Annotated in this window: 22 protein-coding genes; 15 read left to right on the top strand and 7 right to left on the bottom strand. The window is 67.8% G+C overall.

What is annotated here, in order from left to right:
* Positions 1-23: 23 nt before the first annotated feature.
* Together asnS and ACP59X_RS13290 are read right to left on the bottom strand one after the other, a co-directional pair.
* Entirely contained in the window at positions 24-1,412 is a 1,389-nt protein-coding gene (asnS, locus tag ACP59X_RS13285; RefSeq protein WP_428559064.1) for an asparagine--tRNA ligase, read from the bottom strand.
* Positions 1,409-1,870 (bottom strand): L-2-amino-thiazoline-4-carboxylic acid hydrolase, encoded by a 462-nt coding sequence (locus tag ACP59X_RS13290; RefSeq protein WP_428559066.1) that lies wholly within the window; start codon positions 1,868-1,870, stop codon positions 1,409-1,411. The genes asnS and ACP59X_RS13290 overlap by 4 nt, the downstream gene beginning before the upstream one ends.
* Positions 1,871-2,163: 293 nt before the next feature.
* On the opposite strand from ACP59X_RS13290, the gene ACP59X_RS13295 reads away from it, so the two are divergent.
* Together ACP59X_RS13295 and ftsY are read left to right on the top strand one after the other, a co-directional pair.
* Positions 2,164-3,171, top strand: coding sequence for an Lcl C-terminal domain-containing protein (locus ACP59X_RS13295; RefSeq protein ID WP_428559068.1), 1,008 nt, complete (start codon positions 2,164-2,166; stop codon positions 3,169-3,171).
* A 421-nt stretch (positions 3,172-3,592) separates the two neighbouring features.
* Entirely contained in the window at positions 3,593-5,149 is a 1,557-nt protein-coding gene (gene ftsY / locus ACP59X_RS13300) for a signal recognition particle-docking protein FtsY (RefSeq protein ID WP_428569894.1), read from the top strand.
* A gap of 95 nt (positions 5,150-5,244) precedes the next feature.
* Here ftsY and ACP59X_RS13305 read toward each other — a convergent pair whose 3' ends face one another.
* Positions 5,245-5,670: a TOBE domain-containing protein gene (locus ACP59X_RS13305; protein ID WP_428559070.1), complete on the bottom strand. Its 426-nt coding sequence runs from the start codon at positions 5,668-5,670 to the stop codon at positions 5,245-5,247.
* A gap of 245 nt (positions 5,671-5,915) precedes the next feature.
* Here ACP59X_RS13305 and ACP59X_RS13310 point away from each other — a divergent pair, with 245 nt between their 5' ends.
* Positions 5,916-6,263, top strand: coding sequence for a hypothetical protein (locus ACP59X_RS13310; protein WP_428559072.1), 348 nt, complete (start codon positions 5,916-5,918; stop codon positions 6,261-6,263).
* Between the two features lie 140 nt (positions 6,264-6,403).
* Entirely contained in the window at positions 6,404-7,165 is a 762-nt protein-coding gene (locus ACP59X_RS13315) for a Rossmann-like domain-containing protein (RefSeq protein ID WP_428559075.1), read from the top strand.
* 616 nt (positions 7,166-7,781) lie between these two features.
* On the opposite strand, the gene ACP59X_RS13320 is transcribed toward ACP59X_RS13315, so the two are convergent.
* Together ACP59X_RS13320 and nhaA are read right to left on the bottom strand one after the other, a co-directional pair.
* Positions 7,782-8,885 (bottom strand): linear amide C-N hydrolase, encoded by a 1,104-nt coding sequence (locus ACP59X_RS13320; protein ID WP_428559077.1) that lies wholly within the window; start codon positions 8,883-8,885, stop codon positions 7,782-7,784.
* 95 nt (positions 8,886-8,980) lie between these two features.
* Entirely contained in the window at positions 8,981-10,414 is a 1,434-nt protein-coding gene (gene nhaA / locus ACP59X_RS13325) for a Na+/H+ antiporter NhaA (RefSeq protein ID WP_428559080.1), read from the bottom strand.
* A gap of 316 nt (positions 10,415-10,730) precedes the next feature.
* On the opposite strand from nhaA, the gene ACP59X_RS13330 reads away from it, so the two are divergent.
* The 11 genes from ACP59X_RS13330 to ACP59X_RS13380 all read left to right on the top strand — a co-directional run bounded on the left by ACP59X_RS13330 (position 10,731) and on the right by ACP59X_RS13380 (position 23,155).
* A complete protein-coding gene (locus tag ACP59X_RS13330; protein ID WP_428559083.1) occupies positions 10,731-10,874 on the top strand; it encodes a DUF3096 domain-containing protein in 144 nt (47 codons plus the stop codon).
* Between the two features lie 82 nt (positions 10,875-10,956).
* The gene (locus ACP59X_RS13335; protein ID WP_428559085.1) at positions 10,957-11,940 is read left to right on the top strand and encodes a tRNA dihydrouridine synthase; all 984 of its coding nucleotides are present in this window, start codon (positions 10,957-10,959) and stop codon (positions 11,938-11,940) included.
* Entirely contained in the window at positions 11,937-12,800 is an 864-nt protein-coding gene (gene ispH, locus ACP59X_RS13340) for a 4-hydroxy-3-methylbut-2-enyl diphosphate reductase (RefSeq protein WP_428559087.1), read from the top strand. The genes ACP59X_RS13335 and ispH overlap by 4 nt, the downstream gene beginning before the upstream one ends.
* 27 nt (positions 12,801-12,827) lie before the next feature.
* Entirely contained in the window at positions 12,828-13,820 is a 993-nt protein-coding gene (locus ACP59X_RS13345) for a chemotaxis protein (protein WP_428559089.1), read from the top strand.
* A gap of 366 nt (positions 13,821-14,186) precedes the next feature.
* Positions 14,187-15,740 carry a hypothetical protein gene (locus ACP59X_RS13350; RefSeq protein WP_428559091.1) on the top strand — a complete coding sequence of 518 codons (1,554 nt, stop codon included), beginning with the start codon at positions 14,187-14,189 and terminating at the stop codon, positions 15,738-15,740.
* A 139-nt stretch (positions 15,741-15,879) separates the two neighbouring features.
* Positions 15,880-16,536 (top strand): tetratricopeptide repeat protein, encoded by a 657-nt coding sequence (locus ACP59X_RS13355; RefSeq protein ID WP_428559093.1) that lies wholly within the window; start codon positions 15,880-15,882, stop codon positions 16,534-16,536.
* Between the two features lie 168 nt (positions 16,537-16,704).
* A complete protein-coding gene (gene iorA, locus ACP59X_RS13360) occupies positions 16,705-18,543 on the top strand; it encodes an indolepyruvate ferredoxin oxidoreductase subunit alpha (RefSeq protein ID WP_428559095.1) in 1,839 nt (612 codons plus the stop codon).
* A complete protein-coding gene (locus ACP59X_RS13365; RefSeq protein WP_428559097.1) occupies positions 18,543-19,145 on the top strand; it encodes an indolepyruvate oxidoreductase subunit beta in 603 nt (200 codons plus the stop codon). The genes iorA and ACP59X_RS13365 overlap by 1 nt, the downstream gene beginning before the upstream one ends.
* Positions 19,142-20,755, top strand: coding sequence for a sigma 54-interacting transcriptional regulator (locus tag ACP59X_RS13370; protein WP_428559099.1), 1,614 nt, complete (start codon positions 19,142-19,144; stop codon positions 20,753-20,755). The genes ACP59X_RS13365 and ACP59X_RS13370 overlap by 4 nt, the downstream gene beginning before the upstream one ends.
* A 77-nt stretch (positions 20,756-20,832) precedes the next feature.
* Positions 20,833-22,566, top strand: coding sequence for a phosphoenolpyruvate carboxykinase (ATP) (locus ACP59X_RS13375; protein ID WP_428559101.1), 1,734 nt, complete (start codon positions 20,833-20,835; stop codon positions 22,564-22,566).
* 106 nt (positions 22,567-22,672) lie between these two features.
* A complete protein-coding gene (locus tag ACP59X_RS13380) occupies positions 22,673-23,155 on the top strand; it encodes an ion channel (RefSeq protein WP_428559103.1) in 483 nt (160 codons plus the stop codon).
* A 19-nt stretch (positions 23,156-23,174) separates the two neighbouring features.
* Here the strand turns inward: ACP59X_RS13380 and ACP59X_RS13385 are convergent, their stop codons facing one another.
* Complete coding sequence (locus ACP59X_RS13385; RefSeq protein ID WP_428559105.1) at positions 23,175-23,615, bottom strand: OsmC family protein; 441 nt, start codon at positions 23,613-23,615, stop codon at positions 23,175-23,177.
* Between the two features lie 60 nt (positions 23,616-23,675).
* Complete coding sequence (locus ACP59X_RS13390; protein WP_428559107.1) at positions 23,676-26,312, bottom strand: M16 family metallopeptidase; 2,637 nt, start codon at positions 26,310-26,312, stop codon at positions 23,676-23,678.
* Between the last annotated feature and the right edge of the window lie 9 nt (positions 26,313-26,321).

Raw genomic sequence — 26,321 nt, forward strand, 5'->3', positions numbered from 1 at the left:
CCGCCCCCGGCTGCGGGCGGAAACTAGAATTCCAGATGCCGCCAGGTGCGGGCAAACGGCATGACGTCGCGGATGTTGCCGATGCCCGTGACGAGCATGAGCACCCGCTCGAAGCCCAGGCCGAAGCCGGCATGGGGCACCGTGCCGAAACGCCGCGTTTCCAGGTACCACCAGTAGGCCTCCAGGGGCAGCGCCAGTTCGCGGATGCGGGCCTCGAGCAGGTCCAGGCGCTCCTCGCGGGCGCTGCCGCCCACCACCTCGCCGATGCCCGGCACCAGCACGTCCATGGCCGCGACGGTCTCGTTGTCGTCGTTTTGGCGCATGTAGAAGGCCTTGATGGCCCGGGGATAGTCGTAGACGATGACCGGGCGGCGGAAGTGCTCCTCGGTGAGGTAGCGCTCGTGCTCGCTTTGCAGGTCGAGCCCCGGGCCCACGGGGTAGGCGAAGTCCTTTTTGGCCGAAAGAAGAATCCGGACGGCCTCGGCATAGGGCAGGCGCACAAAGGGCTCGGCCACGAAAGCGGCCAGGCGTTCGGGCAGGCCCGGGTCCACGAACTTGGCGAAAAGCCCGAAGTCCTCGGCGCACTCGCGCAGGACCCCGGTCACGAGGTCCTTGAGCAGCGACTCGGCCAGGTCCATGTTGTCCTCGAGGTCGGCAAAGGCCATCTCCGGCTCGACCATCCAGAACTCGGCGGCATGGCGCGAGGTGTCGGAGTGCTCGGCCCGGAAGGTCGGGCCGAAGGTGTAGACCTTGCCGAGCGCCAAGGCCAGGGGCTCGGCCGTCAACTGCCCGGAGACGGTGAGGAAGGCGTTTTTGCCGAAAAAGTCCTTCTCGGCCCGGGCCGCGGCCGGCAGGGCGGCCTCGGCGTCGGACAGGGCCGTGACGCGAAACATTTCGCCCGCGCCCTCGCAGTCCGAACCGGTGATGATGGGCGTGTGGACCCAGGCGAAACCGTTTACGGCGAAATAGCGGTGCACGGCCTGGCCCAGCGCCGAGCGCAGGCGCAGCATGGCGCCGTACTTGTTGGTGCGCGGCCGCAGGTGGGCGATGGTGCGCAGGAATTCGTCGGAATGGCGTTTTTTCTGGAGCGGATAGGTCTCGGGGTCGGCCGGGCCCAGGATTTCCAGGGACGTGGCCCGCAGTTCGAACCGCTGTCCCTTGCCCGGCGACGGCACGAGCTCGCCGAGGACGCTAACGCTGGCCCCGGTGCCCAGGTCCTTGACCAGGCCGGCGCCCGTGGCCGTGTCGTCCACCACGACCTGCAGGTTGGACAGGCAGGAGCCGTCGTTTATTTCCAGAAAGGAGAAGCCCTTGGCGTCCCGGCGGGTGCGGACCCAGCCCATGACGCGGATTTCCGCCGCGCCCTGGCCGCCGCCGAGGGCCGAAAGGACGGTGGTGCGCCGTATGCTCATGCGTTTTCCCAGGTAAAGGTGAAGGGACAGCGCCGCGCCCCGGAGGTGATGGTCTCCGGGCGGGTGAGGCGCAACTTGTCGCTGTAGCCGGCCACGAAGGCGCCGTCACGCAGGCAGGAAATCCGGCTGGCCAGTTCCTCGGGCAGGCCCATTTCCCGGTAGGCCTCGGCGTAGCGGCAGCGGGTGACGTCAAAGGAGAAGGTGTCGCCCCGGCGGGCGACGTTTTCGATGGTAAGCGCCCCGCCGGCCTGCCAGGTTTCGGCGACCGAAGCGAAATGGTCGAGGCTTGGCCCGTTGGGCGCGGCGGCGGCAAAGGCCCGGCCGGCCTGCCGGGCGGCTTTTTCCACGATGGCCTCGATGGCGGCCAGGGCTGCCTCCCGACCCAGGCGGTCGGTGAGCACGGCATAGGTTTCGGCCAGCAGGGCCGCTTCGATGCGGCGTCGTTCCAGAAGCGTCACGGCAGCGCGTCCTCCTTGGCGTCCCGGCCGGCCTTGGCGCGGCCCGCGCCGGCAATGGGCGGTCCCTTTCTTGCCACAAGGAGGCGGCCGACCACAACCGGCGCGTAGGCCTTTGCCCCCAGCTTCAGGCCAGCGCCGCACCCGGAAAGTCGGCCCCTGAAAAAGGGGGGCTTGACCGACACGTCGAAATCGGCCAATGGTGTACGCAGTGGGAACGGTCTTATCCACAGCGGAGGGGCGATCTACTTGTAGTAATAAATAGTTTTGCATAAGCAACAAGGCGAGGGAATAGCATGCACACACGATCCTGTCAGCAGTGCTGCCCCAGTCTTTGCAGACTGTCGCTCCTTTCCCTGATCCTTGCCGCTCTCGCCTGGTGCGGCGCCGCCACAAGCAACGCCTCCCTCCTGCCGGACACCGGCCAGACAACCTGCTACAACGCCGCCTTGATCATTACCTGCCCCGGCCCGGGCCAGGACTATTACGGCCAGGATGCGAACTACCAGGCCAGGCCGCCGTCGTATCGCAACAACGGCGACGGCACCGTCTCGGACCTGGTGACCGGACTCAGCTGGCAGCAGGCCTATGACAACGTTCCCCGGACTCGGGAGGACGCCAGTGCCTATTGCCAGGCCCTCGGCCTCGGCGGGTTCGACGACTGGCGGCTGCCCTCGCGCCGGGACCTGCTCGGCCTTGTGAACGCAGGGTACGTCAACCCGCCCATCGACCCCGTGTTTACCTGCGCCAAGGATGCGTACTGGACCGACACGGATCGGCTCGGTTCCAGCGGGTATGTCTGGTTCGTGGATTTCATCCTCGGCGCATCGAGCTACGGGCCGCAAACCATCCAGGAACACTTCCGTTGCGTCAGGGGCGAGGCCATGCCGCAGCCGTCCTTTCACGACAACCTTGACCAGACGGTGACGGATTCGAGCACGGGCCTCACCTGGGAGCAGGCCGCCAGCGCCTCGGCCATGAACTGGAAGGAGGCGCTGGCCTGGTGCCAGGCCCGCACGACGGCCGGCAAGACCGACTGGCGGCTGCCCAACAAGCGTGAGTTGGAAAGCCTGGTCGTGGACGCGCGCACCCCACCGGTCCTGGACCCCGTTTTCCAGGGAGCCCAAACGACCTATTGGTCGGGCACCACGGCCAACTGGACGTATGCCTGGCACGTGCATTTCTATTACGGGGAGTCCTCGGTCACGAACAAGACCTGGCCCGACAACCGGGTCCGCTGTGTCCGCGGCGGGCTCCATTCGCCCCCCGCCACGGCCACCACGCTGCTGTTTTTGGAAAACTGAGGTTGCCGGCTTCCCTTCCTGTCTTCGGAACGGGGCGGACATTGGCGGTGGACGTTGGCGGTTGCGCCGGAAGTGCTTGCCGGCTATACTGTCCGGCGCGTCGCTCGGCGCGCAACGACGAAATCCCCTTCCCGAACACAAGGATGCCTGCCCCATGGGTTTTTTTTCCAAGCTGAAAAAATTCTGGAAATCGGAAGAGGCGCCGGCCGCGACAACCGCCGCGCCCGTCGAAACCCCGGCCGAGGCCGCGCCCGAAGCCGTCGCCGACGCTCCGGGCCGGGAAAGCCTCGCGGCGGCGACGGCGCCCTCCCTGGCACCGGCCGACGAGCCCGAAGCGGCCCAGTCAGGCCTGGCCGTGGCGCCGGCTATTCCCGCTGCCGGGGAGAGCGTTTCCCCCACCCCGGCCAGAAGCGAGCCGGCCATGGCGCCGCGCCCGGCCCAACAAGCGGCCCCGCCCGCAGCCGCACCCGGCAAACCCACCGTTTTCCCGGCCGCACCGGCCCCGGCCCAGACAGCCCCAGCCGCCGCACCGACAGCCGGCTCCCCGGCCGTGGCCCAGGCGACCGGTTCCCCGGTCACTGCCGCACCGGCCGATTCCCCGGTCGTCACCGAACGGGCCGATGCCCCGGTCGTCGCCGCGCCAACGGCCGGTTCCCCGGTTGCGCCCGAGCCGGCGGCAGCGGCTCCCGGCCGCGACACCCCCCCGCCCCCGGCGGCGACACCCCCGGCAAAACCGGCCCCAGCGGCAGCGGCCACCGCCGCGCCGGACGAGACGGCCCCCTGGCGCAACGCGCTGATCCTCGAGCTGCGCCAGGCCGAACCCAAGCTCTCGGCCTGGCTCGACATCCTGCTGGCCGGCGTGGAAACGGCCGGGCCGGACCTGTGGGAGCGGCTGCGCTTCCTGTTTACCAGCCTCGAGGCCCCGGCCGCCGAGGCCGATGCCTTCGTGACCAAGTTCGCCGACTGGATCGCGGTCATGGAGTACGACGAGGTGGAGCTGTTCCGCTCGGAACTGCAATACCGCCTGGCCCTGGCTTTGGACCTGGAAGACGAGGAAGACGAGCGCAACCGGCTGTTCCTCAAGCTCTCCGAGGGCCTGGCCAAGACCAAGGAACAGATCGTCAAGCGCATCGACGGCTTGCTTGGCCACCACAAGGTCATTGACGAGGCCTTCTGGGAGGAGTTGGAAGAGATCCTGCTCATCGCCGACGTGGGCTTCGAGCCGGCGGCCAAGCTCATGTCCGGGCTGCGGGACAAGGTCCGCAAGCGCGGCGTCACCGACCCGGCCGCCTTCAAGGATATCCTGCGCGAGGAACTGTCCGAGATTTTCCGGGCCACCAAGACCATCAAGGCCATCAACCCGCCGGAAGTGGTCATGATGATCGGCGTCAACGGCGTGGGCAAGACCACCACCATCGCCAAGCTGGCCCACCGCGACATCATGCGCGGCAAGAAGGTGCTCATCGCCGCCGGCGACACCTTCCGGGCGGCGGCCATCGAGCAGCTCCAGATCTGGGCCAAGCGCGTGGGCGCGGATTTCTACAGCAAGGGCGAGGGCGCCGACCCGGCGGCCGTGGCCTTCGAGGCCATGGACAAGGTGCTCTCCGGCGGCTACGACGTGCTCTACCTGGACACGGCCGGCCGGTTGCACACCAAGACCAACCTCATGGAAGAACTCAAGAAAATCAACCGGGTCGTGGGCAAGAAACATCCCGGCGCCCCCCACCGTTCGGTGCTCGTCCTCGACGCCACCACCGGCCAGAACGCCCTGTCCCAGACCAAGCTCTTCAACGAGGCGGCCGGCGTGGACGAAATCATCCTGACCAAGCTCGACGGCACGGCCAAGGGCGGCGTGGTGGTCGGCATCGCCCTGTCCTTCGGCGTGCCCATCACCTATGTGGGCCTGGGCGAAAAGATGGAAGACCTGCGCCCCTTCGTCGGCCAGGACTTCGCCCAGGCGCTGCTCGGCGTGTCCTAGCGGCAACGCCCGGCGCTCCCCTCGGCATGCGAAAGCCCCGCCACGGCCCTTGCCTGGCGGGGCTTTTCACATGCAACCGCGCGCCAGGGCGGCGCTTATTCGGCGCTTAGGATCACCTGGAAGGCCTTGAAATGGAAGCTCACGACGTCGTCGACCTGGATGCCCAGGCTTTCCAACGACTTGGCGGTCACCAGGGCGCACATGGGCGTGCCGCCCTCCAGCTGGCCCATGATTTCCACGGCCACGCCGTCGCTGCGGATGGCCGCGACCTTGCCCAGGAAATTGTTGCGCGTCGTGAGGCGCGGCTGGGCGCCGTCCTTGCCGACCAGGATCTCCGCCGGCTTGATCAGGGCCATCACGCCGGCCCCCGCGGCCAGGGTCATCCGGTCGAAACTCTCGCTGGTGACGACGGACACCAGTTCGTGGCCACTGCGCGCGGCCAGCGATACTTCGGTGAGGAGGGCACCGTGGCGTACCCCGGTGACCGTACAGGAAAAAAAATTGGTGGTGCTTGGCTGCATCGCGTTCTCTCGGGATGCCGCCCGGATCAAGCCGGCTGGCCCAGGCACGCGACCCCTTTGGGGATCATGCCAAGCGTGTCCGCGTTTGTCAAAAGCCCTCCCCGGCCGGCCAGGGGAACCGGGCCGGGAGGCCATGGCGCGCCCGCGGCGCCGTGAAGGGTGCCCGGCCGCGGCCCTGCCGTGGAAACGGCCGGCGCGCGTCAATACTTGTCGCGTATTTCCTGGGTCTGGACACGATACGACAAGTGCTTGCCCTCAAGCCGCGTAAAATTTACCCGGATCAGCAGGCAGGCTTCGACGACAATGCAGATGGCCATAATGACGACCATGCCCGTGAAGCTGACCCTGTTGCATATCGAAAGCCGTTTGATCTTGCCGAAAAGGCGGTCGAGCCAATCGCTTTCTTGTTTCTTCTCTTTATGCCGGCCGTTCCATCTGTCGCCATCGCACGTCTTGAATATAATCAGCAAATAGACGGCGATAGTAAAAGTAAAAATGCCTATCTCCACAAAAATTCCTGGCAAGGATGTATTCTTGGCAAGAAACGTTACTCGAAGCCGGCCTCATTGTACATCAAATACTCAAGACCCTAAGAAGTTGTAATCCACGGATCCCCTCAGCCCCCAGGCTGGCCCGGCTTTACAGCCCTGGCCCGAGGCGCTACAAATTCCGCTCCCAGGCTATCCTCCCCTTGCGCCGAGCAGCATGTCTTTTCCGGCAAAGGAGCCTCACCATGCCGCACCATTCCCAGCAAGACATTCTCCGGGCCATCGCCGACGACGCCCGCGCCGTGCCCGACGCGGCCATCACCGACATCACCACCGGCACCTGCCTGGCCGCCGTGTCGGCGCGCTGTTGCGGGCTGGCCTCCCTGGTTTCCCACATCGCCCCGGGCCTGTCCCCGGCCGCGCCGGACAGGGGCAGCCTGCCGGCAAGCGCCCGGGAACTGGCCGCGGCCCTGGCCGATCCGGCCATCGCCAACACCGACGCCGCCTCCCTGGCCATGGCCGCCGTCAACGCCCTGCTGCCGCCGCCCGAGCAACCCCTGGACACCCCCGGCCAGGACATCGTGCTGGCCAGAGGCACGGGCGCCAAGGTGGCCGTCATCGGCCATTTTCCCTTTGTCGACGACCTGCGCCGGGTCTGCGGCCAGGTCTGGGTGCTGGAAAAGCGCCCGCGCCCGGGCGACGTGGATGCCTCCAAGGCCGGGGAGATCCTGCCCCAGGCCGATGTGGTGGCCGTGACCGGGACGACGCTTCTTAACGGCAGCCTGGCCGGCATCCTGTCCCACTGCCGCGACGAGGCCTTCGTGGTCATGCTCGGGCCGAGCACCCCCTTTGCGCCGTCGCTTTTTCGCTTTGGCATCGACGTCCTGGCCGGTTGCGCCGTGCCCGACCCCGAAGCGGCCCTGGCCGGCATCCGGGCCGGCAAGTGCTTCAAGGGCCTGGCCGGCGTGCGCCAGGCGGCCTGGGCCCGGCCTGGCCTGACGCTCTAAGCCCGGCTGCAGCGGCGAACCGGCCCAAAGTTATTCGCCCGGCCGTAGCGGCAAACCGGCCACTGGCTGTAAACCCGGCCGCAGCGGCAAACCAGTCCGAGGCTATAAGCCCGACCGCAGCGGCAAACCAGTCCGAGGCTATAAACCCGGCCGCAGCGGCAAACCAGCCCGAGGCTCTAAGCCGGAGCGGCAAACCGGCCCGAGGCTGGAGGTCCGGCCGCAGCCGGGAACCGGCCCGAGGGGGGGACTTCGTCTCTTGGGTTTGTGCGGGCAGCCGTCATTTGGCTCTGGCTCCACTGCATGGCATCGGGACCGAGTGATCCTTTTCAACGGAGGACCGTTCCTCTGAAAAAGCGGTCCTCAAGGTCGGCTGTCGCGCAGACTACCCGCGCGTTGGCTGAACCATGCCAAGCAGGGCGAAAACATCCTGGCCTTGAAAAAAAGGCGCCCCGGCGGCCATCTTGCGACCCTGCCCAACGGGGCAAGCCCCGGTGGCGAGAAAAAGACAATAGTCTCTGATTGTCCAAGTTTCCGTATCCCAATCAATCTCTTCCACACTTCTCGGTTGAACCGTATTCCTGCCTCGACAAGCGACAAAGAAAAAACCCTCATTGCTTCAATCTTGTGTCCTTGTCGTTGCCGGTTCAAATTTATGCGTCACATCTCCGACGAGATCTGCCTGGCGGGGATCGAGAACACGTATTGGCTTTCCCGCTGCAAAATCCTCATCCCTCAATGTCACCCACATGCCATTCAAGCTACACGTCATGTGAAAATAGAAGATGCGGTTTGTCAAATCAGAAATGGACGTCCACCAGGTTGGATATGTCGATGATGCCGGCAATGAACGGTAAACGGCTCCGAATGGCACGGAAACATTCCGTATAACACTCTTCAGATAGGCTACGGCCTCGGTTTTGTCCCGAGGCTCGGGAAGGGTTTGCAGAAATGCCGCAGCCCGGACAAAGCGATCACTGGGTTCAATGCCGCCGGGAAGTTCTTCAAGCGTGCCACCAAAGGCTTTGTACCGCTTCAGATTCTCCATCTGGGCAGAATAGATCGGATCGTTGGTCAATACCGTATATTGCCGTCCGTGGTGGACCTCCATCCTGTTTTCAATAAATTCAATAATCGCCGAATCTCCAGTGGCGTCATCCATGGCCATATGTTCCGGAAAGGGGGAGCCGGGGACAATCTGAATATTCTCAAGGGCAGCGACGGCATCGCTTACGGATGCAAAATTATCCAAGACATAGCGCAGCAAGCGGGCCGGATGGACGAGGGGCTTGTCCGTGTCTTGTTCTCCATGCTTCGTTGCACCTAAATAAAGCAGATGCACGGCAAGTCCCTTTTCGTTCATCCCTTCCGAACTACCATCCACCAGCGGATCTCCAGCCTTGGCCCCGGCTTGGTCATCCTTGATTTTTTGCTGGTACGTTACGCTGAATTCATACGGAACCACGACGACGCTGCCATATCGGGAAACCCAGGTTGCAGCCTGCGTTCCCACCCAGCCTTGCATGCTGATGCCGCGGGGATTACGCACGAGCCTGTCGCCGAAAGGCACACTCCAGTCCATGGACCGAGCGACAATGACAGCCTGCTTATTCGTATTCCATAAAATTCTTGAGCAAGCGGCGGCAGGCTCGGTGAGCATGGGTGAAGCAAGCAGTAACCCGGCCATGCCGACCGTTACCCATACTGTGGTCATCCCGAACATGTTGTTTCTCCAACCCGCTGCAGAGTGTTTCCCCGCAAGTCCCGTCGCCGTCCCGCCTGCATTCATAAGGAGCATGTATCCTTTTCACGGGCGCATCACGAGGCGTCCCGGCAGGGGCCGGACACGCCCGGGCAGGCCGCCTCGGGCCCGGCCGCCTCGGCGGCGCAGGCCGCTTCGGCCGCTTCGTCGGACCCGCCCTGGGAACGCAACACCAGGTAGCCGAGAAGGCCCGAAATCGTCGAAGCCACCAGCACCGCCAGCTTGGCCGTGGCGTCCAGGGCACCTTGGTCACCGAAGGCCAGGCCGGCGATGAAAATCGACATGGTAAAGCCGATGCCGGCCAGGCAGGCCACCCCGTAGTAATGGCCGAGCCGCGCCCCGGCCTGGGGCGCCGTGAGCCCCAGCTTGAACATGCCCAGGCAGGCGGCGAAAATGCCGCACTGCTTGCCGAGGACCAAGCCCAGGATGATGCCCAGGGAAACGGGCTCGCCCAGGGAGCGGGCCGCCTCGCCGCTTAAGGCCACCCCGGCGTTGGCCAGGGCGAAGACCGGCATGATGCCGTAGGCCACCACCGGGTGCAGGGCATGCTCGATGCGCGGCAACGGCGCGCCGGCCTTGCGGCAGGCCTCCTCGATGGCATCCAGGGCGGCCATTTGCGCCTTGTTGGCCAAAAGCGGCTCCCCGTTGCCGCCCGCCCGCTCGAAGCAGCCGAGCAACCGCCGGGCCTTGGCGGCGAAGGTTTCGCCGTCGATGCGCGTGCGCGCCGGAATGGCCATGGCCGCGACCACGCCGGCAATGGTGGCGTGGACCCCGGATTTGAGGAAAGCCAGCCACAGGACCGTGCCCAGGATCAGGTACACGCCCGAGTGGCGCACGCCCATGACGTTGGCCGTAAGCATCGCCACGAACATGGCCCCGCCGACGACCAGGGCGAAAAGCGACAGGTCGCCGCTGTAGAACACGGCGATGACCAGCACCGCGCCGATGTCGTCCACGATGGCCACGGCGGCCAGGAAGACCTTGAGGCTGGCCGGCACCCGGTTGCCCAGAAGCGACAGGATGCCCAGGGCGAAGGCGATATCCGTGGCCATGGGGATGCCCCAGCCGGCAAGCGACGCCTGGCCGGTGTTGAGCGCCGCGTAGATGGCCGCCGGCACGGCCATGCCGCCGATGGCCGCGGCCACGGGCAGGGCGGCTTGGCGCGGGGAATTGAGCTCCCCCACCAGCACCTCGCGCTTGATTTCCAGGCCCACCATGAAAAAAAAGACGGCCATGAGCCCGTCGTTGATCCAGTGCAGCAGGGTCTTGGACAGGACCATGTCGCCGAAGCCCACGGTCACGTGGCTGTCCCACAGGGCGAAATAGGCCGGGGCATAGGGCGAGTTGGCCCAGAGGAGGGCGGCGACGGTGCAGGCGATGAGCACGATGCCCCCCGAAGCCTCCACCTGGCTGAAGCGGACAAACGGGGCCAGGGCCTGCTCGATAAGGGGAACGGAGGGCGCGGGGCGACCGGGGACGGAAGAGGTCATGAAGCTCCTTGCGTGGCGGCGGTTGGACGTCGGTGGACGCGCGCCGGGTGGCCGGAGGCGGGCGCGTGCGGCGTGTTGCGCCCGGGTACGGCGGGATTGGAATACTTCGATGCATACGAAAAATACCCTCGGCGCGCAACCATGCCCCGACGCCGCCACAACACGGACAGGCAGCCCGGCGAACCAATGCGCCCCGGAACTCGGATGCAGGCAGAGGAAACACTGCGCTTTGGCTTTCCACACCCCGCTTTTCCGTAGTAGAGTGTTTTCGTTGCGCCCCATCCGGACAGGCGCGCCACTCACCCAAGGAGGAGGTATGCAGATGTCTTTTTCACTGCAACCCATCATCGCGCTCATCGCCGGGATCCTGATCCTGGTGATGCCGCGCCTGCTCAACTTCATCGTGGCCATCTACCTCATCGTGGTCGGCATCCTGGGCCTGACCCACGGCCGTCTGTGAGGTCCGGCCGGGGCAGCGGGGCCGGTGCGCCCCGTTGCCCCCGGCCGCGGCTTGGGATACAGGGCGCCCAGGATTGTAACCCATGCAGCCCTTGCCCATCACACCGGACGCGCCGTGGCTGGCGCCCCTGGCCGGCTTTTCCGACCTGCCCTTCCGCCTGCTGTGCCGGGAGCTCGGCGCGGCCGTGGCCGTGACCGAAATGGTCAGCGCCAAGGGGCTTTTTTACGATGCGCGCAACACCAAGCGCCTTCTGGCCACCCACCCCGCCGACACGCCCCTGGTGGTGCAGCTGTTCGGGGCCGAGCCCGACTTCCTGCGCCGGGCCGTGGAAACCCTGGCCGGGGAGGGCTACGCCTACTTCGACCTCAACTGCGGCTGTTCCGTGCGCAAGGTGGTCAAGACCGGGGCCGGGGCGGCGCTGCTGGCCGAGCCCGACCGATTGGTGGCCTGCGCCCGGGCCATGGTCGCGGCCGCCGGGCCGGGCCGGGTCGGGGTCAAGCTGCGCCTGGGCCCCAAGCCGCCGGATTTCACGGCCCTGGGCCTCATCGCGCCCCTGGCCGAGGCCGGCGTGGCCTGGCTGGCCCTGCATCCCCGCCATGCCAGCCAGGGGTTCTCCGGCCGGGCCGACCGGGGCGCCCTGGCCGCCTTCGTCGCCGCCTCGCCCCTGCCCGTCATCGCCAGCGGCGACCTCATGTGCGCCGCCGACGGCCTGGCCTGCCTGGCCGAAACCCGGGCCGCGGGCGTCATGTACGCCCGGGGGGCCCTGGCCGACCCGCGCCTGTTCGCCCGCCACGCGGCAAGCTTTCCCCCGGGTCATGGCCAGGCAGCGCCCGCCCTGCCGGCCGTGTGCGACGTCATCCGCCGCCACGCCGCCCTGTGCCGGGAACATGCCGACGACCGCTGGGCGCTTTTGCGCATGCGCACGGTGGTGCCCCGCTATCTGCGCGAACTGCCGGGCTGCCGCGCCTTGCGCGACCGGCTGTGTCACTGTACATCCTGGGAAGCACTCGACGCCATCATCGACGCGGCCGCCGCCCTGGCCGGCGTCACCGGAGAAGCCCGATGAAACTGCTGCGCGCCCAGACCGCCGGATTCTGCATGGGGGTCGACTTGGCGCTCAAGAAACTGGCCTCGCTCATCGACCACCCGGCCGACCGCGCCACCGCCTCCCCGATTATCCTCACCTTCGGCCCCATCATCCACAACCCGCAGGTCCTGGAGGAATACGCGGCCAAAGGCGTGCGCGTGGTCGACGACCCGGCGGCCATCGTCCCGGGGGCGACCGTGGTCATCCGCGCCCACGGCATCCCCGAGCCCGTGCGCCAGGCCATAAAAGCCCGGGGCGCCACCATCGTCGACGCCACCTGCCCCAAGGTGAAAAAGGCCCAGACCCTCATCTCGGCCCAGGCCAGGCAGGGAAAGGTGCTGCTCCTTTTCGGCGAGGAGGACCATCCCGAGGTCAAGGGGCTATTAAGCTACGCCACGGCCGGCGCCCACGTCTTCGGCTCCATGGCCGAGCTCGACGGCCTGGACCTGCCCCACGGCCCGACCTATTTCCTGGCCGCCCAGACCACCCAGGACGAACAGGAGTTCCTGCGCATCCGCGACTACCTGAAGGAGCGCTTCGGCGCCGGCCTCACCGTGCTGTCCACCATCTGCAACGCCACCATGAACCGCCAGCAGGAGGCCATGGACATGGCCGCCCTGGTGGACTTCATGGTCGTGGTGGGCGGCCGGGAGTCGGGCAACACCCGCCGCCTGGCCCAGGTGGCCCGGGCCGCCGGCACGGACTGCGTCCATGTGGAAACCGCCGACGAGCTCACCCCGGACATGGTCGCCGGCAAGCGAACAATCGGCTTGACAGCCGGGGCTTCAACCCCCAAAAAAATAATTGACCGCGTCCAGAAGGTGCTGGAATCGTTTTAGCCGAAAAGGCGCTCCCAGGAGAACCCCATGGCCCAGACAAACATCCTGCTCGAAGCCGGCACCAACGAACTGGAGATCGTCGAGTTCTACATCGACGAGCCGTCCGCCTCCACCTTCACCGGCAACGCGCCCGAGGCCTCGGGGGTCTACAGGGGCTATTACGGCGTCAACGTGGCCAAGGTCCTGGAAATCATCCGCCTGCCCAAGGTCACGGCCATGCCCGAGGTTTCCCACCCGAGCGTGCTTGGCGCCTTCAACCTGCGCAACCACATCATTCCCCTGGTCGACCTGTCCGTGTGGCTCGACAAGACCCGCCAGGAAACCGACGCGCCCAAGGTCATCGTCACGGAATTTAATAACGTCACCACCTCCTTCCTCGTCACCGGCGTCACCCGCATTCACCGCATGAGCTGGGAAGCGGTGGAGCCGCCCAACCGCTACGTGTCCAAGATGAGCGGCGACTCTATCACCGGCGTGGTCAAACTCGAGGACCGCATCGTCTTTTTGCTCGACCTGGAAAAGATCGTGGCCGACCTCAACCCCAACCTGGGCCTGCGCCTGGACATGAGCATCGAATGGAGCTCCTCCAGCCGCTACCGGGCCCTGGTGGCCGACGATTCGGTGCTCGTGCGCGAGATGCTCAAGGACCTCCTGCACAAGGCCGGCTTCGACGTCACGGCCGTGCAGAACGGCCGCGAGGCCTACGAACTGCTCATGCAGATCAAGGCCAACGCCGAGGCCGAGCACCGGCCGCTGACCGATTTCGTCCACGTCATGGTGGCCGACATCGAGATGCCGGCCATGGACGGCCACAACCTGACCAAGCGCATCAAGGACGACCCCCTCCTCAAGCGCCTGCCGGTGATCCTGTTCTCGTCGCTTATCACCGACAAGCTGCGCCACAAGGGCGAGGCCGTGGGCGCCGACGACCAGATCTCCAAGCCCGACGTCAGCCAACTGGCCATGCGGGCCAAGGCGCTCATCGAGCAGAAGGCCGGCGACAACAAGACCGCCGCCTAACGCCCCCGGCCGGCTCCTTTCCCGCCGCCGTTTCCGGCTTGGTTCCGGGCCGTTGCGCCCAGGCTTCCCGGCCGGCCCCGGCCCTGTTCCGCCCAGGTTCCCCGGCCTGGTTCCGGGCCTTTCCCCCCACGCTTCCCGACCTGGTGCCGGTCCTTTAGCACCCGCGCTTCCCGGCCTGGTCCCGGCCCGCCAGCGGAGCACCCTGCGCCGGGCCCGACCCTGCCCCTTGCATTGCTCTCATTGCTTGCCCATCGGTAACCAACGCCGACTGCCGGCCGACGCTGTGGAGGATACCGCGTGCGGCCCCGCGCGCGGAGGCTTTCGCGCACGCACAACCAGCCGGCCCCGGCCGAGAGGGCGACCGTCATGCTCCACACGCCGGCGACACGGCTTTTCCGGGCCGGTACGGCCGTCTCCCCCTACCTGGCCGCCTGGCACCGCGAATTCGCCGCCTTGCCCGCCGGGGAAAGCGTCCCCGTGGAACTCTGGTTCGACCGGGGGGAGCTGCCGCCCCTGCGCGAACACCTGCGCCTGCCGTTGCATCCGGACCCGGCCGAGCGCCACCTGGCCGGCCGCTACGTCGCCGCCCTGGCCAACAACATCCTGTGCGTCCACGGCGCCCAAGCCATCGCCATCCGCACTCCCCACCGGGAAACGGCCCGGGAAGTCCGCAGCGCCCTGGAGGGCCATCTGCTGCTGCACCCGGGGCGCTTCTCCAGCATGCCTATTGATGCGCTACACGGCCTCATCCGGCGGGTGTACGGCACGGGCCTGACCGTCTTCGACGACCCCAGGCAGGCCACGCGCCTGCGCCAACGCCAGGCCCCCCCGCCACCAAGCCCGGTCACGGCCCCGGCGCCGCCACGGCCGGGCCTGGCCCTGGCCGTCAACATCGGCCAGCATCTCACGCGCCTGGCCCTGGTGCGCATCCATCCGGACGGCCGGTTCGAGGTCCGGGGCCTGGAACACCTGGAAACTTGGCCCTCGGAGACGGGGCCGTGCCTGGAAGCCCTGATCCACCGCCTGCGGCTGCGCCTCGGTATCCTGGCCGTCGCGGCGGGCTCGGCCATCGAGGCGGTGGGCCTGAGCATCGCGGCCACGGTGGCAGGCGGCACGGTCCTGGCCGTCCCCGGCTGCGGCCTGTTCGCCGCCTGCCCGGCCGAGCGGCTCGCCGACGCCGCCGCCTGGCCCTGGCGCCTGGCCCGGGAGCTCCTGCCCGGCCGGCCTGCCGCCGTGGTCAACGACGGCCTGGCCCAGGCCGTCTTCGCCTATCGTCACGGCGGGGCGCTCGAAGCGGTGCCAAACGGCGAACCGGGCGACCTGCTGTCCCTGCGCCTGGGCGCCTGCCCGTCCGTGCACCGGCTGGACGGGCAGGGCCGCGCCGCGCCGGGTTTCCACGAATACGGCTGGCTCATCACCCGCCACAATCCGGACACGGCCTTCGAAGCGTTTTTCGCCACGCTCCATCCGGCCCTGTCCCATTTCGGCCCGGCCCTGGCCGCCCGGGAACTGGGGCTTTTGCGCCAATACCGCCTGCCCCACGAGGCGGCCATCCCCTTTTTCCGCCAAGCCCTGGAGCACGGCGATGCGGCCCTGCGCCGGGATGCCGGCCGGGTTTTCGGCGTCATGGGGGCGCATCTGGCCATGCTGGCCGGGGAGCTGTCCCGCCACCGGCCCCTTTCCGTCATCCGGGTCCTGGGGTCGCGGGCCAATCGCCTCGACGCCCGTTCCTTCGCCGCCATGGCCGCCGGTTTCGCCGGCTTCGCCGAGAACCAGGGCCTGCCCCTGGCCCGGGTGTCCCTCGAACTCCTCGAGGACAGCTCGGCCGTGGCCGGCCTCGTGGGCGCGGCCCATCTCGCCCTGGGCCAGGCCGCATTCCCCCCGGCCGCGGCCCTCCCCTCCCGGCCGACCGCCCCCTGAGGCCAGCCGCTCCCGTTCAAGGCCAGCCGGCCACATCCCGAGGGCAGCCGGCCGGCCGATCCCTTTTGACACATCCCGGCCTTTGTGCTTATCTGTAGCGCTCTTTTTCACGCAATCCCCACGCTTCGGAGGCGTTTTCATGACTGACCCCATTTCGTCGCCGTCCGGCCAAAAACAGGCCAACGACATCGCCGCGATCCTGCAGGCACCCCTTGTCCACTGGAAGAAAACCCTGGCCGGCGTGCTGGTCGTGGTGGCCGCGGCCGGCGGCTACGCCCTTTTCGGCGTCTACCAAAAAAGCCAGATCCAGAAGGCCGAAAACGAACTCGGCGCCATCCTCACCTCCAAGGCCGGGGCCGAGCGCCTGGCCGCCCTGGAGGGCCTGGCCAAGGCCGCGCCGGCCGGCGCCCGCGACGGCGTCCTGCTCGAAATCGCCAAGACCGCCCAGGGCCTGGGCGATTTCGCCAAGGCCGCCACGGCCTGGCAGGCCATTTCCGGCACCGCCCCGGCCGGCATGAAGACCGTGGCCGGCCTGGGCTATGCCACCGCCCTGTCCAAGTCGGGGCAGGACGCCAAGGCCGTGGAGGTCCTGGAGGCGTTGTCCATCTCCGCGCCCAAGACCTTCGCCATGGCCGTGGACCAGCAACTGGCCGCCGCGGCCGAAGCCGCCGGACAGTGGGACAAGGCCATCGGCGCCTTTGAACGCATGAAGACCAGCGGCTCCGTGCAAAACACGGGCTATCTCGACGCCCGCATCGCCGCCCTGAAAAACAAGGCCGCCAAGGGCAACGGCTAGGCCCGCGTCTTTTCGTCGCCTACGGGACGGGTTCGGGAAGCCGGCGACCGCGACTGCCGCCGCGGCTTCCCGGGCCCACCGCCGGCCCTGGTTCTTATTGCGCGCCGGCCCGTTGGCCGGAGTTTCGGACGCGGATGCCGCGTCCCTACTTTTGGTGGAGGTTTTTTCGTGGGCAAGGAGCTTTTGACCGCGCCGGCCGGGGAAACCCAACTGCTGCTCGGCAACGAGGCCATCGCCAGAGGCGCCTTGGAGGGCGGGGTCCGTTTCGTGACCTGCTATCCCGGCACGCCGTCCTCGGAGGTGCCGGACACCTTTTTCCGGCTGTCCCAGGGCGCGCCCTACTACTTCGAATACTCGGTCAACGAGAAGGTCGCCCTGGAAGTGGCCGGCGGCGCCACCCTGGCCGGGCTGCCCACGCTCGTCACCATGAAGCACGTGGGCGTCAACGTGGCCGCCGACCCGCTCATGACCCTGGCCTACGTGTCCGCCCCGGGGGGGCTGGTGCTCCTGTCCGCCGACGACCCGGGCTGCCATTCCTCGCAAAACGAGCAGGACAACCGCATCTATGCCCGCCTGGGCGGCCTGCCCTGCTTCGAGCCGGCCACGGCCCAGGAATGCAAGGACATGGCCCGCGACGCCCTGCTCCTGTCCCGGACCCTGGAAACGCCGGTCATGCTGCGCACCACCACCCGCGTCAACCACGTGCGCGGCCCGGTGACCCTGGGCGCGATTCCCGAAACCCTCGAGGAAAAACCCTTCGTCAAGAACCCGCCCAAGTACGTGCCCCTGCCGGCCTCGGCCAGGAACATGCACGTGCGGCTGCTGGGCGTCCTGGAAAAGGCCCGGCAGGCGGCCGAGGACTCGCCCTACAACACCGAGCGCGGCCAGGGCGAGGTGGGCTTTGTCGCCTGCGGCGCGGCCCGCAACTATCTCAGCGACGTGCTGGCCGACGACGGCCTGGAAGGCCAGGTCCGAGTCCTGGAACTCGGCCAGGCCTATCCCCTGCCCGAAGAGCGCATCGCCGCCTTCCTGGCCAAATGCCGCACGGTGGTCATCGTCGAGGAACTCGAACCCGTGCTGGAAACCGAGGTCCGGGCCCTGGCCCAGAAGCGCGGCATCGCCGTGACCATCGTCGGCAAGGGCGAGAACCTGCCCCGGCGCGGTGAATACGCCACGCCCAATGTCCGCGCTGCCGTGCGCGCCGCCCTGGGCCGGCAAACGGACCCGGTCGAGACCCTGTCCGTGCCGGCCGACCTGCCCAAACGTCCGCCCAACCTTTGCGCCGGCTGCCCCCACCGGGCCGCCTACTACGCCGTGCGCCAGGTTTACAGCGACGAGGCCGTCTATTCCTCGGACATCGGCTGCTACACCCTGGGCTTTCTGCCGCCGTTTAAGGCCGCCGATTTCCTCCTGTGCATGGGCTCGTCCATCTCCACGGGCGCCGGGTTCGCCCGGGCCTCGGGCAAGCCGGTGGTGGCCTTTATCGGCGACTCCACCTTCTTCCATTCCGGCATCACCGGGCTCATCGACGCCGTGGCCTACAACCACGACCTGCTGGTGGTCATCCTCGACAACCGCACCACGGCCATGACCGGCCATCAGCCCAACCCCGGCGTGGACACCACCATCTTCGGCGAAAACCCCAATCCCGTGGACCTGCTGGCCCTCATTCGCGCCTGCGGCATCGAACCGGTCAAGGTCAACCCCCTCAACCACAAGGCCATGGTCGCCGCCCTGGAAAACTTCGCCAAACAGCATGGCCCGCGCGTGCTCGTGGCCGAATACCCCTGCCCCATCCACGCCCGCCGCGTGGGCAAGGCAAAAAAGACCCCGCCCGCCCGGGTCGCCGGCGACCCGGCCGCCTGCCTGGCCGTGCGCGACAACCTGGCCTGCCCGGCCTTCGCCATGGAAGGGGAAGTTTTCACCATCAACGCCGAACAATGCGACGGCTGCATGTACTGTGTGCAGCTTTCACCCGACATCAAGCCGGGCAAGAAGGAGGCCTGATGCAACGCGCCCGTATCTTCCTCACCGGCGTCGGCGGCCAGGGCACCCTGACCGCCACCACCCTGCTCGCCCGCACCGCCCTGGACGCGGGCTTGCCCGTCACCTCGGGCGAGATCCACGGCATGGCCCAGCGCGGCGGCGTGGTCGAATCGACGCTGCTCATCGGCGGCTACAAAAGCGCGGTCATCGCCCCGGGCGAAGCCGACACCCTGCTCGGCTTCGAACTGCTGGAAACCCTGCGCGCCCTGCCGATGCTGCGGCGCGGCGGCCGGGTGGTCGGCAATGCCGAAGCCCTCCAGCCCGTGGGCGTGTGCCTGGGCCGGGAATGCTATCCGCCGCTGGAAGCCGTGCTGGAGACGGCCCGGGGCTATGCCGCCGGCGTCACCATGGTCCCGGCCATCAGCCTGGCCGAAAAGGCCGGCACGGCCAAGGCCGCCAACATGGTGCTCCTTGGCGCGGCGGCGGCCTGCGGCGCCCTGCCCTTCGACCTGGGCGCCCTGACGCGGTCCGTGGAAAAGTACCTCAAGCCCAAGATCGTGGCCTTAAACCTCAAGGCCCTGGAACTGGGCGCGACGGCGGCCCAGGCGGGACAGGCGGCGTGATCGATCCGCTGACCACCTTCGACAGCGCCGGGCCGGCCTTCTACGGGGCGCTTACCCGCATCGCCGCGGCCACCGGCCCCGGCCGGGCCGTGCGGCGCGGCCTGGAGGAGTCGCTGGTCATCCTGGTCGAGGCCCTGGGCTATCGCCGGGCCTGCCTGGAACTCCACGACCTGCCCCAGGAAGGTGCCCGCATCCTGCTCACCCACGGCCGGGAACAGGGGCTGGACCACCTCTACGGCCCGGCCCCCCTGTCCACGGGACAGGTCATCGGCTCCAAGCGCTCCCTGGTGCTCCAGGACGTCAAGGACCATCCGGACTTCCTCGGCCGGCCGCCCCAGGAACTGGCCACCCTGTCCTACATCTGCGTGCCCGTGACCATCCCCGAACCCGACGGCCAGGTGGAGGGCTTCGAGCCCCTGGCCACCTCGGGCGTGGTCGGGGCGCTGTCCGTGGACCTGCCCAAGGCGCCCATGGTCTTTCTGGAGGCCCACCGGGAATTTTTGACCGTGGTCGGGGCCATGATCGGCAACGCCGCGTTGCGGCTTCGCGACGAACTGGCCCGCTCCCGGCGCCGGCCCCCGGCCGCCCCGGTCGACAGCCCGTCCGTCAAGGAAGACCGGCTTGCCCACGACATCCACGAGAGCCAGGCCGCGCCGCCCGTGGCCGTGTCCAAAAGCATGCGCCTGCTGTTGCGCCAGATCGCCCAGGCCGCCGACGCCGCCGAACCGGTCCTGCTGCGCGGCGAGGAAGGTACGGGCAAGGAGGCCCTGGCCCGCTTCCTCCATGGCCAGGGCAACCGCCGCCACCGGCCGTTTTTGCGCCTGGGCTGCGGCGAGATGCCGGGCGAATCGGCCATGGAAGCCCTTTTCGGCGTGCAGAAGGGCGAAAAGGCCAAGGCCACCCGGTCGCGCCGCGGGGTCTTCGAACTGGCCCAGGGCGGCGTGGTCTTTCTCGACGACATCGACGAATTGCCGCTGGCCGCCCAGCAGCGCGTGCTGCGGGTCATCCAGGAAGGCACCATGCAGCGCGCCGGCAGCGACACACCCCTTTCCGTCGACGCCCGCATCGTGGCCACCAGCCGGGCCTCCCTGGAGGACGCCCTGGCCGCCGGGGAATTCCTCGAGGACCTCTACTACGCCTTGGGGGTGTTTTCGCTTTTCGTGCCGCCGCTGCGCGACCGCACCGGCGACATCCTGCCCCTGGCCGAACGCTTCCTGGAGGATTTCTCCCAGCGCACCGGCAAGATCGTGCGCCGCATCTCCACGCCGGCCATCGACCTCCTCAACCAGTACCACTGGCCGGGCAACGTCCGGGAACTGGCCAGCTGCATGGAACGGGCGGCCATGGCCTGCGACGAGGCCGTGGTGCGCACCTACCACCTGCCGCCGACCCTGCAGACCGGCGAGTCCTCGGGCACGGAGCCGTCCCTGTCCTTTGGCGACGCCGTGGCCACCTTCGAGCAGGAACTGCTCGTGGAAGCGCTCAAAAAGGCCCGGGGCAACATGTACCAGGCCGCCCGCAACCTGCGCGAGAGCTACCGGGTGGTCAATTACAAGGTCAAGAAATACGGCATCGACCCCAAGCGCTTCACACCCGGGCGCCGCGGCTGAGGGATCCGGAAAACGGTTTACCGCAGAGCGTCAACCGCGTATAAATCCGCATCAATTACGTCCCTTTCGGAGGGTTCATGGCCAGCTTAGCCAGCCACGAATATTACCGCGACGACATGACCAGGATGCCGCCGCTACGCTCCATCGCCCAGACGCTGTGCCTGGACAGGCGGGTCCGCAAGGTCACGGCCGCCGAGGCCTACGCCCTGGCCAAGGCCCAGCACGACGTCATGGTCACGGACCTGCCCATCTACCCGCCGGCGGCCGCCCGGCTGGGCCTGCCCGAGGGCGCCACCGTGCTCAACAACTGCCACGGCCGCATCGTCGGCCGCACGGCCAAGGCCCGGCGCTTCTACACCCGCATGGAGCCCGTGGAGCGGCGCAAGGTCGAGGCCGACCTGCGCGAGGCCGTCTACGAGATGCGGCGCCATCCGCTGATCAAGGCCGAGGCTATCCTCGGCCTCGACCCCGACCTCATGATCAAGGCGACCATTGTGGCGACCGAAGACGACGCGGTCAACGTGTTCAATTGGCTGGCCAACTTCACGCCCTACGAGGAACTGGCCGCGGCCTACGCCCAAAGCCCCCGCCTGCCCATCCCCGACATCCTGGTCGTCGGCTTCAACCACTGGAAGACCGCCGACCCCTACTACCACAACGAAGGCGGTTCCCAGCTCGCCCTGGTCGACGAGGACGCCAACGTCATCTTCAACCTCGGCATGCGCTATTTCGGCGAACGCAAGAAAGGCACCCTCACGCTCGCCTGGACCTCGGGCATGCGCCTGGGCCTGGCCGCCTGCCACGGCGGCATCAAGGAAATCGACTTCACCGGCTGCGCCGCCCCCGAGACCCGGCGCCTGGGCAAGCGCTCCATCGCTTTTTTCGGCCTGTCCGGCACGGGCAAGTCCTCCCACACCAATTCCCACGACAACGGCGGCACCCTGCCCGAAGGCTTCTCCAAGGTGGTGCTCCACGACGACGCCTTCCAGATCGACTGCAAGGCCAAGGTCTGCCGGGTCTGGGAACCGACGCTGTTCGACAAGACCGATTCCCGCCCCGTGGGCCATCCGGACTGGCGCTACATGATCTCCACCATGAACCTGGGGCTGACCGAACACGCAGGCAAGGTGCTGCCGCTCGGCCAGGACGTGCGCAACCCCAACGGCCGGGCGCTCATCGACCGCGACCTGCTGGGCAGCTACGTCAACCGCTGCGCCTTCCCGGACGTCATGGTCTGGCTCATGAAGGACACCTGCCTGCCGCCGGTGGTCCGTTTCGCCGACAAGGGGCTGGCCGTGGCCATGGGGGCGTCGCTGATGACCCGGCGCAACCTGGCCGAAAACGTCAGCGAGGAGGAGCTCAAAAAGCTCGTGTTCGAGCCCTTCGCCAACCCCTTCCGGGTCTACGAACTGTGGAAGGACGTGGAAGCCTTCCTCCAGGTCTTCGCCGCCGGGGCCGTGGGCTACGCCTTCAATTCCGTGGGCTTCTGGAAGACCTCGGACCGCGACCTGCGCAAGATTCCCCTGGCCACGTCCCTGACCCTGCAAACGGCCCTGTTGCTCGAGCAGCTCACCTGGCGCGACTGGGACATGCTGCCCGGCGCCCAACTGCCGACCCGGGAAAGCGTGGATGCCCTGCTGCCGGGCTACACCGACGCCTACGACCCGGCCCAGGTGGAAAACCCCGACCGCTACGCCGAGACCCTCAAGGACCGCTTCCACCAGCGCCGGGTGTTCCTCCAGAATTCCGACCTGCACAACCGGCCGGAACTGCTCATGACCCTGGTCAACGCGCTCATGGCCAGGGCCTAGGCAGGAGCCATCGCATGGACATGGCCGCCTCCCTGCCCGCCGGGCGCCCGCGCGCCACGGCCCGGGCGCCCCGCCGCCACGGCCGCGCGGGGGGCGGCCGGCCGTCATGAGCCTGCGCGCCATCCTCGGGGCCATCGGCCTGGCCGTTTCGCTGCCCTTCCTGGTCTACCTGGTCTACCTGAGCCAGGCCAAGTCCCCCAACCCGGACCAGATCATCTTTTTGGCCTTCGCCTTTTCCGTCACCTTCCCCACGCTCATCCTGCTGTCGCTGGTGCTGTTTCGAAGCCTGGTCATCCTGGCCGTGTCGCTGCCGGTCTACGCCGTGTGCGTCATCGCCGGCTATGCTCGGACGTTTATGGCCTTCCAGATCATCTGCAATGGCAAGATCACGGAATCCTTCAAGGATTGCCTCTATTTCAGCGTATCGCTTTTCACCAACACCGGCTGCGCCGATTGTGCCCCAACGCCCCAGTTGCGCCTTTTGGCCGCCTCGGAAGCCTTTTTCGGCTACCTGTCGCTCGGGGTGTTCACCGCCTGCCTCATCGTCATCCTGGTGCGCCTTATTACCACCAACAAGCTGCGGCCCTAGCCGCCCGGCGCCGGGCGGCCTAGCGTCCCTCGCCTTCCACGAAGACGATTTTTTTCGACAAGGTGCGCCGCACCGGACAGGCCTTGGCCGCGCGCAGAAGTTTCTGGCGCTGCTCGTCGGTCAGTTGGCCCGCCAGTTCGATGGCGCAGACGAAGGCCGTGCCGTCGGGATGGCCGTGGTCCAGGGACACGCGCACCGTCACCCCCGCCAAGGGAATGCCGTGGTTGTCGGCGTACATGCGCACGACCATGGCCGTGCAGCTGCCAAGGGCCCCCGCCAGCAGTTCGTGGGGCCGAAAGCCCTGGCCCGCGCCGCCCTTGTCCGGGGTGGCGTCGCAGGTGCGGCAAACGTTCCGTTGGTCATGGAGACCTGGTACGGCGTCTCCAGGCTGGTGCAGGTGATCATGGGGCCTCCGGCTGGGTGTTTTCCCACAAATGGCACCAACCTCCCGCCGCGGCAAGCAAAAAGCCCCCGGGCCTTGCGGCCGGGGGCTTCGTTTCAGGCCTATGCGGCGCCCAGGTTACGGTTCGACCTTGAACACGTAGGCCGCCTCGGGGCGCAGGTATTTCGCGGCCAGGTCGCGCAGGGCTTCCGGGGACAGCGTCTGGGCCGCCTCCACCACCTGCCGGTCGTGATCCAGGGGCAGGCCATGGGACAGCGCCTTGGCCGCCTCGTCGCTGCGGGCGGCCAGGGCCTGGCGCTCGCGATAGTAGTCGCCGGTCATGGCGTTTTTGGCCCGCAGCATCAGCTCGTCGGGAAGCGCCGTCTGGCGCAGGTCGCCAGCGATGCGTTTGAAGCCTTCCAGGGCGGCGGCGTCCTTGTCCGGCGAGGTGCCGATGTAGAAGGCCATGAAACCGGCCGTGTCCGCCTGCCACAGAAACGACGTCACGGAATAGCCCAGGCTCTCGCCGTCGCGCAGCCGCGAGAACAGCAGCCCGCTCTGGCCGGCCAGGACTTCGTTTAAAAGCTCCAGGCCCGGGGTGTCGGGCGAGGTCAGGCCCGGCACCGGGAAGACCAGGAACAGGTGGCTCTGGTTGCGCCCGGCCAGGCTGACCGCGTCCTCGCGCTTGGCGCCCCATTGGGGCGTGGGGAAGGCAAACGGCTTGGCCGGGCCGGCGGCCTTGGCCAGCTTGTCGGCCAGGGCGCGCACGGCCGTGGCGTCGAAATCGCCGCACACGGCCAGCACCCACGGCATGGCCCGCTGGTCGGCCCAGAAGCCGGACACGTCCTTGGCCGTGAAGGCCTTGACCGTGGCCGGCTCGCCCAGGCGGGTGTAGGCATAGGCGGTGTCGGTGAACAGGAACGGAAAGAGCTTGCGGAAGGCCAGGGCCATGGGCTGGTCTTCCTTGTCTTTTATGGCCGCCAGCTGGTCGGCCACCTCCCGCTCCACCTCGGTCTTGAGAAAGGCCGGGGTGACCAGGACATCGCCGATAAGGCCGTAGAGGTCCTTCTGGAAACGGCTGGGGAATTTGGCCGCCAGGCTGAAGGAGTCCCGGCCCGAGGAGGCCGACAGCGACGCCGCCCGGTCGGCGAGGTAATCCTCCAGGGCGTTGGCCGAGAGCTTGGCCGTGCCGGTGGTCAGGCTCTGGGCGGCCAGTTCGGCCAGGCCCTGCTTGTCCTTGGCCAGCAGCGCGTCGCCGCCGTTGTAGGCCAGGGACACGGCCACGTAGGGCAGGGTCGTGTCGGGCAATAGGACGAGCTTGTGGCCGCCGCCGAGGTCGACCACCTCGGGCGCGGCGGCCGCGCCGGCGTCCTTGGCCGCGGCCTGGGCGGCCGCTTCCTTGGGGCCGGGCCAGGCCTTGGCCGCCATCGCGGCCAGGGAGGCCTCGGTGACGGCCGCCTCGGCCTCCTTGGGGGCCAGGACCGCGGTCAGCATGCGCTCGGGGCGCAGCGTGGCCTCGATGATGGCGCCCAGGGACTTTTGGTCGACGAGCCGCACGGACCGCAGGTAGTTGGCCTCGCCGTCGGGGTCGTAGCCGTGGAAACGGAAAAAGCCCGCCTTCATGGCCAGCCCGGGCAAGGTCTCCTTGGCCTGGTACAGGCCGTCCTCGATACCCAGGCGCACGCGCTCGATCTCGCGGTCGGTAAACGAGGTGCCCTTGAGCCGGGCCAGCTCGGCCAGCAGCCCCTGCCAGAAGGCGGCGAGGTTTTTGGCGTCGAGGGTGGCGCTGACCAGGAACAGCCCGGAACGCTCCAGGGTCAGCGACGAGCAGGACACGTCGTCCACGAGCTTCTTGTCGTACTTGAAGGTCCGGTAGAGCCGGCTCGTCTCGTCGCCGGCCAAAAGCTGGGCCAGGACTTCCAGGCCGGCTTCGTCGGCGCCGCGCACCCCGGCCGTGTGGAAGGCGATCTGCAGCCGCACCTTGTTCCAGGGACCGTATTCCACCGTGATTTCGGGCTTGGCCAGGCCGTGGGCCGGGGCATAGGGCGCCGGCGGCACGAGGATGCGGTCGTTGGCCAGGTCGCCGAAAAGGGCCGTGGCCTGGCGCACCACGTCGTCGACCTTGACCTTGCCGGTCACGACCAGGAGCATGGACTGGGGCTGGTAGTGCTCGCGCACGTACTGGCGCAGGTCCTCGGCCGTAAATCCCGAAACCGTTTCCTTGAAACCGATGACCGGCCAGCCGTAGGCCTTGCCCGGCCAGGCCATGGCCTGGGTCATCTGGAAGAGGCGGTTGTCGGGGTTGTCCCTGCCCCGGGCCAGCTCGGACAGCACGACCTGGCGCTCGCTGTCGAGCTCCTCCGGGGCGAACTTGGCCCCGAAGATCATGTCCCCGATGACGTCGAGGCCGAGCTGCCAGCGGTCGGAGGGCAGGTCCACCCGGTAGACCGTGCTGTCGAAGCTGGTGGAGGCGTTGAGTTCGCCGCCAGCGCTTTCGATGTCCGAGGCCACCTGGCCGGCCGGGCGCTTGGCCGTGGATTTGAAGACCATGTGTTCGAGCAGGTGGCTCAGGCCCGCCTGGCTCGGGGCCTCGTAGCCCGAGCCGGCATGCACGAACAGGCGCACCGAAACCAGGGGGAAGCGCTCGTCCTCCATGACCATGACGGTCAGCCCGTTGGGCAGGACCACGACCTTGGGCGGCTCGGCGGCCAGGGCCGCACCGGCCATCAGGATCACAAACGCCGCCAGGGCGGCGCAATGAAGTCGCCAACGCATGCAATGCTC

Origin of the sequence: Solidesulfovibrio sp. DCME (assembly GCF_049995385.1) — a bacterium.
Lineage (GTDB): Bacteria > Desulfobacterota > Desulfovibrionia > Desulfovibrionales > Desulfovibrionaceae > Solidesulfovibrio.

Coding starts and splice junctions, on each gene's coding strand:
- ACP59X_RS13335 (WP_428559085.1), top strand. CDS start 10,957: ATGCAGCCCTTGCCCATCACACCGGACGCGCCGTGGCTGGCGCCCCTG.
- ACP59X_RS13295 (WP_428559068.1), top strand. CDS start 2,164: ATGCACACACGATCCTGTCAGCAGTGCTGCCCCAGTCTTTGCAGACTG.
- ispH (WP_428559087.1), top strand. CDS start 11,937: ATGAAACTGCTGCGCGCCCAGACCGCCGGATTCTGCATGGGGGTCGAC.
- ACP59X_RS13375 (WP_428559101.1), top strand. CDS start 20,833: ATGGCCAGCTTAGCCAGCCACGAATATTACCGCGACGACATGACCAGG.
- ACP59X_RS13390 (WP_428559107.1), bottom strand. CDS start 26,312: ATGCGTTGGCGACTTCATTGCGCCGCCCTGGCGGCGTTTGTGATCCTG.
- ftsY (WP_428569894.1), top strand. CDS start 3,593: ATGGCGCCGCGCCCGGCCCAACAAGCGGCCCCGCCCGCAGCCGCACCC.
- nhaA (WP_428559080.1), bottom strand. CDS start 10,414: ATGACCTCTTCCGTCCCCGGTCGCCCCGCGCCCTCCGTTCCCCTTATC.
- ACP59X_RS13355 (WP_428559093.1), top strand. CDS start 15,880: ATGACTGACCCCATTTCGTCGCCGTCCGGCCAAAAACAGGCCAACGAC.
- ACP59X_RS13380 (WP_428559103.1), top strand. CDS start 22,673: ATGAGCCTGCGCGCCATCCTCGGGGCCATCGGCCTGGCCGTTTCGCTG.
- ACP59X_RS13350 (WP_428559091.1), top strand. CDS start 14,187: ATGCTCCACACGCCGGCGACACGGCTTTTCCGGGCCGGTACGGCCGTC.
- ACP59X_RS13330 (WP_428559083.1), top strand. CDS start 10,731: ATGCAGATGTCTTTTTCACTGCAACCCATCATCGCGCTCATCGCCGGG.
- ACP59X_RS13345 (WP_428559089.1), top strand. CDS start 12,828: ATGGCCCAGACAAACATCCTGCTCGAAGCCGGCACCAACGAACTGGAG.
- ACP59X_RS13320 (WP_428559077.1), bottom strand. CDS start 8,885: ATGTTCGGGATGACCACAGTATGGGTAACGGTCGGCATGGCCGGGTTA.
- ACP59X_RS13305 (WP_428559070.1), bottom strand. CDS start 5,670: ATGCAGCCAAGCACCACCAATTTTTTTTCCTGTACGGTCACCGGGGTA.
- ACP59X_RS13365 (WP_428559097.1), top strand. CDS start 18,543: ATGCAACGCGCCCGTATCTTCCTCACCGGCGTCGGCGGCCAGGGCACC.
- ACP59X_RS13315 (WP_428559075.1), top strand. CDS start 6,404: ATGCCGCACCATTCCCAGCAAGACATTCTCCGGGCCATCGCCGACGAC.
- asnS (WP_428559064.1), bottom strand. CDS start 1,412: ATGAGCATACGGCGCACCACCGTCCTTTCGGCCCTCGGCGGCGGCCAG.